Genomic DNA, 7636 nt, shown 5'->3' on the forward strand with positions numbered 1-7636 from the left:
AATGATGCCAATTTAGATTGATTTTGACCCGGACTATTACGGTTCGATTGGTGCCAAAATCATTGGGCGTCTGTTGGCTTAGAAATCAGCACAGAATTACGGTTCGTTTTGTGCCACTTTAGAAGATCAAGAAATTACCTTGTCGCCTTAAACATAACTAAGCGACATGGCCAACTTACTTGATCCGATGGACTTAAAACAGATAATAACCTTACACCTTGATGGTGCCAGCAATCGCAGGATAGGCTCTATCCTTGGTATCTCTCGTAATACAATAAACACCTACATGCAGTTGTTTACGGCTTGCCAATATTCTTTTCAGCAGCTTTTAAATTTTGATTCCGCTGCATTATCCGAACTATTCTCCTGTCATACCACTGTTGATACAGCACGCCATAATGAACTGATGCTTTATTTTGAAAGGATCAATAAGGCGCGGAATCACCCTGGTTTTACCTTTTTGCATCATTACCAGCAATATGTCGGGCATGCTCAGGATGCTTACAGTTATACCCAGTTCCTTGAACATTATCGGCGTAAATATCCCAAGGAGAAAGGCTCGATGAAACTCGATCATCTCGCCGGAGAAGAAATGTTTATCGACTTTGCGGGCAAGAAGCTCCACATAGTCGATAAACAGACCGGAGAAATTATTCCCGTTGAAGTGTTCGTGGCCATCCTTCCCTGTAGCCAGTACACCTACGTCCAAGCCTGCATGAGCCAAAAACGAGGCGATCTGATTGACAGTTGTGTTGGTGCGCTACGATATTATGGCGGAGTGCCTAAAGCTATCATTTCAGACAATCTTAAGTCAGCAGTCAATCGGGCAAGTAAATATGAGCCCGATATCAACCGGAGCTTCAAGGACTTTGCCTTTCACTACAACTGTGCGATCAACCCTACAAGGGGATACTCGCCTCAGGATAAGGCGCTGGTTGAGAATGCCGTACATCTGGCTTACCAACGGATTTATTACCCGATCAGAGAGATGACCTTCTTCTCGCTGGAAGATCTCAACAGAGAAATCAGCAAGCTCCTGCAAAGTTATAATAGCCTGATCTTTAAACGCAAAGAGTCCAGTCGAATCGAGCTCTTTCAGACTGTTGAGCGTCAGTATCTGAAAGCGTTGCCCGATAGACCCTATGAGCTGAAAGATTATAAAAGAGCTAAAGTACAGAAGATGGGATATGTATACTTCTCGCCCGACAAAAGCTATTATAGTGTCCCTTACCGTTTTATCGGGAAAGAAACCCAGATCCATTACACGCAAAGCAGGATTGAAGTCTTTCATAATCACCAAAGAATAGCCATGCACCAGCGTAACCTGGCCAAGGGGGCATATATCACCAACACGGACCACTTGAGCAGTACACATAAGTTTTACTCAGACTGGAATCCAGAGTTCTTCAGACAGAAAGCGGCACCACATGGTCAGCATGTGCTGCAGTGCGTGGAAAAGATACTCATAGCCCAGGATTACCCGGAGATAGGCTACAAACGGGCTCTGGGTGTTATCCAACTCTATCGCGCATATGGCTCTCAAAGGCTCGACCAGGCCTGTAAAAGAGCTTTAGATACAGATGCGTGCTCATATATACGCATCAAAAACATACTCAAGAATAATATGGACAAAGTGCCCTTATATGAAGGTGATCTGCAAAATGCAAATGATCATATACCATTCCATAGCAACATACGGGGTGCTTCCGCATATGAATAATCACAACCAAAAAACAGGACAATGAACAATCAGACAATTGAAAAATTAAGGAATATGCGCCTGGGGGCCATGGCGCAATTACATCTTACTTACGTCGAGCAAAACAGGCTTGCCTCGATGACATGCGATGAATACCTGGCTCTTCTGACAGAACACCAGTGGGAGCAGCGCGAAAACAGTAAGGTGGAAAGATTATTGAAACAGGCCGCCTTTAGGCAAGGTGCCACTATGGCTGATATCAATTACATGGCAGACAGGAACTTGGACAAAAATATGTTTGCACGTCTGGGCACACTTGATTTCGCAGCCAGAAAAGAGAACGTCATTATCTGCGGAGCCTCTGGTACAGGAAAAAGTTACCTCTCTCAGGCGCTGGGCCACCAGGCCTGTCTATCAGGAATAAAAACACTATATACTGTAACTGCAAGACTCTTTAAAAAGCTTAAGCTCAGCAAGGTTGACGGAACTTACCTCAAAGAACTAGAAAAACTGACCAGCACCCAGCTATTGATTCTTGACGACTTCGGACTACAGGCGTTTGACAATCAAGACAGGGAAACCATGATGGATATAATCGATGACCGGCATGGCAAAAAGTCAACGATTATATCCTCGCAGATACCTGTATCTGCCTGGTACGAAATCATTGGAGGTCAGGGTACCATTGCAGATGCCATACTTGATCGAATCGTCAACTCATCCCACAGAATCGATCTTAAGGGGGAATCACTTAGAAAAGGAATCCTCAAACAAGAATAACAACAACTTTTTCATATCATTGTACGATCTTTTAAAGTGGCACGGTTTGACCGAAATCACTGGCATGGTCCCTCCGTAATATCCATAATGAAGGTAGAGTAATTGAGGGGTCAGTTTGGACCAGAATAAGCAGATGCCGAGCTTCGTGCGCCCTTGAGCTAGGAAAAGCGCCGGATGAGTAATAAATCAACTGCAAAGCTAAAAACGATTGAATTCCTCAAGGGGATATCAACGACCTCGTGCCTCGGTCCCCCTTGACCAACCCAATCGTATTTTTAAATAGCAGTTAAAAATCGGAAATAAATGAAAAAATAATACCAGACGGAGTTTATTTTACACACCCGCCTGTTTTAAATCTATGGTATTTGAGTTATTGTCATCATTGAATAAATAGGACGTAAAATTGGTTTGTGATAACTCATTACAATTAAATAGTTTGGTATCTCTTCTTAACATTAATGTTTCTCGATATTCCATTGCTTCAGCCATTTGTACAAATTCAGCATCGAACCCTAATTGATATATTTTTTGCTTGATTTCGTCCAAACTGATTCTAAAAAACTCTCGTCGATTATTTAGCATATTTACTTTATTCGCAGCAAAAGCTTGATGAAGTTCAAATTCTAAGGTTCTCGCATTGTCTGAGTAAATTAAAGCATGAACGTCAAATTTGAAGGGTACCGATGCGTCACCCAATTCTCTTACTCTATCATAAGGGTCTAGTCTTCGTGTCATACCAATCTTGTAAACATCCTCCCCAAAAGACCCGATATTGGAAATAATATAAACATGACCACGTTTTGTTTGTTGTGCCATAGAAATTGCTCTATCTTTCTTCTCTAGGACTATTGCCAGATCGCTTTCCAAGGAATGTATTTTACTTATTAGTTTTTCATATTCAAGGCCGGTGGCTGTGGAGATTTCCTTTCGTGCCTTAAGCAAGGCATTTTCATAAATTTCTTCTTCTTTTTCCGCCTTTCTACGCGCAATTTCAAATTCACGTCTTGCTTTCTCTTCCTCCTTCAATTCTGCTTGAATTTCCCTCGCAGCATCCTTTTCGATTTGTTTTTTTAATAAGAATTCGTGCTCCAGATACATCTCCTCTAGTTTCAATTTTAAATAATCTAGGTTTATGGAAATGTGAAAACCTTCTGCCAGTTTATTTAGATCATTATAAGCCTTTTCCAACCGACTTTCCATTTGGACAATATTATTCCATTTTACATTAGATATCATTGCGGAACACTCTCCATTAAAGGCTCTTAAGATTAACTTCTGAATAGAATCCATTGTTTTTCTGCCCAATTTAGCATCTCCCCCTATTGTCCATGCTGTAGTACAAACTACTGCGTCTTTATTCTTAATAAGTAATTTCTGCTTTTCAATAATTGTTTTTTGTTCTTCTCGATATTGGTCGGAACGTTCAAAATTATAATGAGGCTCGTATACACCGAATTCAATAAATTCTAAATTGGATTCAAATAGAGCTAGTTGCTGTTTTAATCGGTAATAAGTTGCCAAACCACTTTCATATTCGACAGACAGTTTTTTCTTTTCATTATCAATTCTATCTAATTCGATTTGAGTTTTTCTAACTTCATCCTCAATATTCGAAATAGGCTGATACTTTTCAAGAAGGCCACTTAAACGCTCAATTTCCTTTAATTCTTTCTTTTTTATTAAATCAAATAATCCCATATTACAAAGTTTGGAGGGTATATGAAAATGTAACTTTTAGACTCACAAACTTATACGTTTTCTTGATATTAGATTGATTTCATCCTATTAATTATCATATTGAAATTATATTATTGAAGAAAAATGGGATAACTCTATTTCAGAGTTTAAACCATGTCTATATCCAAAAAACGTCCTCTACAAAATCACCTTATTTTAGGCTGACTAGGTCATAAAGGGCCGATCACGGATCGGCAGTATTTCATGAAAATGCAGAAGGCCTGTAGCTGGGCCAGTAAAATGTTTTCACTGGTTTAGGAACTGACCAAGGACTATAACGAGTAGGACTATAAAAAGACCCAGGCCTAGCAGTTCCTAGGGCAGGTCCATGGCCTTTCCCGTACATCGAAAGGAGGACGAAATAATGCCTCGTGTTAAAGACAGGATAAGGGGCGGCCTAGACCTACTTCTTATTTTAAAATATAGCAGCGCGCTATTGGCCTTAAAATTATGACTGAAGCAGAAATAAATGGGAGAGGATGGGCCTAAAATCAGGCTGGCTGAGATCTTTAAATCCCAGTAGCTAAAAAGAAAAAATCCGCTAATCGGAACGACTAGCGGATTTTTTTGTGCACCCGAAGGGTGTTGAATATATATTCACTATTGTGCTTATTTATAATAGAATAGAAGGTTTTATAAAATGTCTCCCTGAAACGTCCCTGAAACAAAAAATAATTAATCTTCAAGCATTTATGGTCTCGGTTATAATAGGGGTGCACATTTTTTGTAAATGCCTGAGGTTATTTTCCAATAGAATTTTTAACGAAAAATCTTCTTCAAAAGACTTGAATTAATTACCATTACTTCAGAGCCTCTATAAATTCTTTCATTCAGCGTAAGAATATCATGCAATTCCGGTTGATCTCCTACGATTAAAACATGCGTTTCTTCATTAAATCTAGGTTGGAACGTTCCCCCTAGTTCCTCTATTAATGTTTTCATGTGTTGAGTGCTTGTAAATAAAAAGGAACCTGAAATGGAAACATTTTTACCTTCTAGTGTTTGTAAGTCAAGAACACCATTATAGTATTTAATTTCTGGTAATTCTACAATAGTTTCATTTTTGGTTGGCTTGACTGAGATGTTCTTGTAATTGAAATAAGATTGTCGTCTATAGGTTCCTGGCGTCCGTTTTCCAGAAACTGCATTGACTAAATTCATTCCACAACTTTCTTGCATTAGCATAACTGCTTGTGCAAGCATTTCGGCATTAAAGACATAGTCTCTATGATGCCAGCCACTTCGATCGAACTCTAGCTCGTTTTGGTCTAGTGAGATACCAAAATATTCGCGGACAGACAGAAAAGTTGTAGTTCCAATATTTTGTTTGGCCCAGTTATAAGCACAAACATATTTTTTATCGGGTAAACTGGAATCAATATCTTCAAACATAATCCTTAAATTTCTCCGATGACTACCCAGTCCGAAAGCTACTACGTATGTCACCTGATCAAAAAGTAATAACAGCTTTTGTAGATCACTTTTTTCAGAGTACAGTAACTCTTTATGAAAGATTTTACCCTCTTTAACATGTACAAGTCCAAGTGATCTTGAATGGATGCACACTGCAATGAAATCTTCTATTTTTCTTGGATGGATCATATGGAACTTGGATGGAATTACTTCTAAGGTTTATGGTCTGGCTTTATTTATTTTCTTTTTGGTATAGTGCTTTTTTTCAAGATCCCACTTTTGAAGTAATAAGTTAGATCCAGTTTTATATGTACAATTGGTTGGAAATCAAAACTTCCTCTCTTCATATTTTTAATTTTGAACATTTTTAGTAGTCCATACCTCAATCTATTTTAGGGTCCACTAGTAACATTTTGAATGATCCCTGAGAATGGAAAATACTATATTCGCGCCCTAATTATTGGAAAAGCAGATTAATGCTAGCCATTTTTCGTCTCTGCTAGCCTTTTTTCTAGCTCTTTCTTCTCTTCTTGTTGACGTTTTAATGCCATCCTTTGGAGCTCAATAAATTCATCCTTTGAGACCGTTATGAAATCCCCACTGTCATTTGTTGGCTTAGAAGTTTCGGTTTTTGGTGTTTCTATTCCTCGCATTAGCCAGTCTAGCGTAACGCCATATTTTTCGCAAATCTTATCCGCTAGCTCAAAAGATGGCTTCGATTGATCAGTTTCGATTTTGGAAATCTGCTGAGCACTTACACCTAATTCTGTTCCAAATTCGGCCATGGTTTTCCGATTCCTTAATGATCTAACCCTATCACCAATTGTTGAATTGCTCATATAAATTGTTTTTGTATCATACAATTAAAATAAAATCAACTATAGGTTGACTTTATCGCATCATATTATATATATTTGTATCGCCCAATACGGGATACGCAAATTACAAAATAAGAAAATGCAAACCATGTCATTTGATTCAACGGTAAGTACAATAAAAGAGCGGTTGTTAGAACGTTTTGCACATGCTAAAGGTCAAGTTGGTCCGGGCTGGAAGGATCAATTGGCCGCCTCCTATGAATACTTTAATACCCGTCAAGGGGAAGCGGTTATGAGGTCTGTCTCTCAGGCTCACTCAAACCCCAAGAGGGGGCACGTCGATAGAATTGAAATGGTAACTATTGCTTTAGAGAAACTTGCTAACATTCAAAATACACCTACGGTATGAATACGACTATAGCTCTAAGCCTTCCTCCGGAGCAAGTTGAATTGCTGGAGATTGTTCGTACTCAAAACGAACGCATTTTGGCCTATCAAAATCAATCAACGTATCTAACTGAGCCTGAAGCATGCGAAAGGCTGAAGGTCTCATTGACAACGATTAGGCAATGGCGCAAAGATGGTTGGTTACGCTATTTCGCCGAAGGAGCTAATATTCGATATAGAGCGGATTATTTAGACGCTGACTTTGAAGCAAGATCTTTAGTTAATGCCACGATGGCCCCCATTATTAAAAAGCAACTCAGAAGCAACTATTAACACTTTAGCTTATGTCCCCTATACAAACTCTATTTACGGTGATAACATTGCTCATCACCGGAGAAGCCATTGCTGAGTTTATGGCAAATCATTCCAACTTGCTCTTGGTCTTGGCCATTATGGCATTCTCTATCCTGTTTATTGTATCTGTATTCAAGGCAAACTCAAAGAAGCCATGATTTTCATCCTTTTATATCTTTTATTCTTTTTCCTTCTTCTTGCTCTTGGTCGACGTATCAGCCATGGCGTTACCTCAAAAAGCCCGAAAATATGAGCAATAAAGAGCTATTTGTGGCGGGCAAGCCTTTCATCTTGGGTACGGTCGATACCCAATACCGATACGTTGCCCCCAAGGTGGACGCAGGACAACCGGTGATCGAGGTCAATTCCTTTCCTGGAATCACCCAGTTCCGGTTTTTCTGCAAGGTGCTCCGGGCTAACGAATGGGACTATGATTATCAAATGGAAG

Annotated in this window: 9 protein-coding genes; 6 read left to right on the plus strand and 3 right to left on the minus strand. The window is 39.4% G+C overall.

Features of this window, described 5'->3' with window-relative positions:
• The first annotated feature begins 187 nt into the window (after window positions 1-187).
• Both istA and istB read left to right on the plus strand, forming a co-directional pair.
• The gene (istA, locus tag CLV98_RS20425) at window positions 188-1720 is read left to right on the plus strand and encodes an IS21 family transposase (protein WP_229203498.1); all 1533 of its coding nucleotides are present in this window, start codon (window positions 188-190) and stop codon (window positions 1718-1720) included.
• Window positions 1721-1741: 21 nt separating this feature from the next.
• On the plus strand, window positions 1742-2479 hold the full coding sequence (gene istB / locus CLV98_RS20430) for an IS21-like element helper ATPase IstB (RefSeq protein WP_109677479.1): 738 nt from the start codon (window positions 1742-1744) through the stop codon (window positions 2477-2479).
• A gap of 333 nt (window positions 2480-2812) precedes the next feature.
• Here the strand turns inward: istB and CLV98_RS20435 are convergent, their stop codons facing one another.
• The 3 genes from CLV98_RS20435 to CLV98_RS20445 all read right to left on the minus strand — a co-directional run bounded on the left by CLV98_RS20435 (window position 2813) and on the right by CLV98_RS20445 (window position 6468).
• Complete coding sequence (locus tag CLV98_RS20435) at window positions 2813-4177, minus strand: SNIPE associated domain-containing protein (protein WP_109677481.1); 1365 nt, start codon at window positions 4175-4177, stop codon at window positions 2813-2815.
• 798 nt (window positions 4178-4975) lie between these two features.
• The gene (locus tag CLV98_RS20440) at window positions 4976-5818 is read right to left on the minus strand and encodes a BRCT domain-containing protein (protein WP_109677484.1); all 843 of its coding nucleotides are present in this window, start codon (window positions 5816-5818) and stop codon (window positions 4976-4978) included.
• 290 nt (window positions 5819-6108) lie between these two features.
• Window positions 6109-6468 carry a helix-turn-helix domain-containing protein gene (locus CLV98_RS20445; RefSeq protein WP_109677486.1) on the minus strand — a complete coding sequence of 120 codons (360 nt, stop codon included), beginning with the start codon at window positions 6466-6468 and terminating at the stop codon, window positions 6109-6111.
• 46 nt (window positions 6469-6514) lie between these two features.
• On the opposite strand from CLV98_RS20445, the gene CLV98_RS20450 reads away from it, so the two are divergent.
• From CLV98_RS20450 to CLV98_RS20460, 4 genes are all read left to right on the plus strand, one after another.
• On the plus strand, window positions 6515-6856 hold the full coding sequence (locus tag CLV98_RS20450) for a hypothetical protein (protein WP_229203496.1): 342 nt from the start codon (window positions 6515-6517) through the stop codon (window positions 6854-6856).
• Window positions 6853-7167, plus strand: coding sequence for a helix-turn-helix domain-containing protein (locus CLV98_RS20455; protein WP_109677490.1), 315 nt, complete (start codon window positions 6853-6855; stop codon window positions 7165-7167). Before CLV98_RS20450 ends, CLV98_RS20455 begins: the two co-directional genes overlap by 4 nt.
• A gap of 11 nt (window positions 7168-7178) precedes the next feature.
• On the plus strand, window positions 7179-7346 hold the full coding sequence (locus tag CLV98_RS23505; protein WP_158281302.1) for a hypothetical protein: 168 nt from the start codon (window positions 7179-7181) through the stop codon (window positions 7344-7346).
• Window positions 7347-7437: 91 nt separating this feature from the next.
• Window positions 7438-7636: hypothetical protein (locus CLV98_RS20460; RefSeq protein WP_146202316.1), on the plus strand; the 199-nt coding region annotated here is incomplete at its 3' end.

Origin of the sequence: Dyadobacter jejuensis (assembly GCF_003149085.1) — a bacterium.
In the GTDB taxonomy this organism is placed as follows: domain Bacteria; phylum Bacteroidota; class Bacteroidia; order Cytophagales; family Spirosomataceae; genus Dyadobacter; species Dyadobacter jejuensis.

Coding starts and splice junctions, on each gene's coding strand:
- istA (WP_229203498.1), top strand. CDS start 188: ATGGACTTAAAACAGATAATAACCTTACACCTTGATGGTGCCAGCAAT.
- istB (WP_109677479.1), top strand. CDS start 1,742: ATGAACAATCAGACAATTGAAAAATTAAGGAATATGCGCCTGGGGGCC.
- CLV98_RS20435 (WP_109677481.1), bottom strand. CDS start 4,177: ATGGGATTATTTGATTTAATAAAAAAGAAAGAATTAAAGGAAATTGAG.
- CLV98_RS20440 (WP_109677484.1), bottom strand. CDS start 5,818: ATGATCCATCCAAGAAAAATAGAAGATTTCATTGCAGTGTGCATCCAT.
- CLV98_RS20445 (WP_109677486.1), bottom strand. CDS start 6,468: ATGAGCAATTCAACAATTGGTGATAGGGTTAGATCATTAAGGAATCGG.
- CLV98_RS20455 (WP_109677490.1), top strand. CDS start 6,853: ATGAATACGACTATAGCTCTAAGCCTTCCTCCGGAGCAAGTTGAATTG.
- CLV98_RS23505 (WP_158281302.1), top strand. CDS start 7,179: ATGTCCCCTATACAAACTCTATTTACGGTGATAACATTGCTCATCACC.